The organism is Mesorhizobium sp. M1A.T.Ca.IN.004.03.1.1, from assembly GCF_003997555.1.
GTDB lineage: Bacteria > Pseudomonadota > Alphaproteobacteria > Rhizobiales > Rhizobiaceae > Mesorhizobium.
Window position 1 is genome coordinate 1 of the sequence record NZ_RZTV01000243.1, and the last position, 277, is coordinate 277.

General features: G+C 61.7%; 1 pseudogene. It reads left to right on the forward strand.

Annotated features, from left to right (window positions below):
- Nucleotides 1–277: pseudogene (locus tag EOD29_RS31530) on the forward strand (peptide ABC transporter ATP-binding protein); the annotation flags it as partial.

Below are 277 nucleotides of genomic sequence, written 5' to 3' on the forward strand. Positions count from 1 at the left end.
GTCATGCTGCTGAAACCGGCGCTCTTGATCGCCGACGAGCCGACGACCGCGCTCGATGCCGTGATCCAGCGCGATGTCATGGAATTGATGGTGGAACTGACGCAGGCAGAAGGCACCGCCGTGCTCCTGATCAGTCACGACCTGCCGATGGTTGCGCGCTACACGAACCGCATCGTCGTCATGGAAAAGGGCGTGATCGTCGAAGAAGGACGCACCGCCGATCTGCTCGATGCACCGCAGCGCGCCTACACGAAGAAACTGCTCTCCTCCCTGCCGT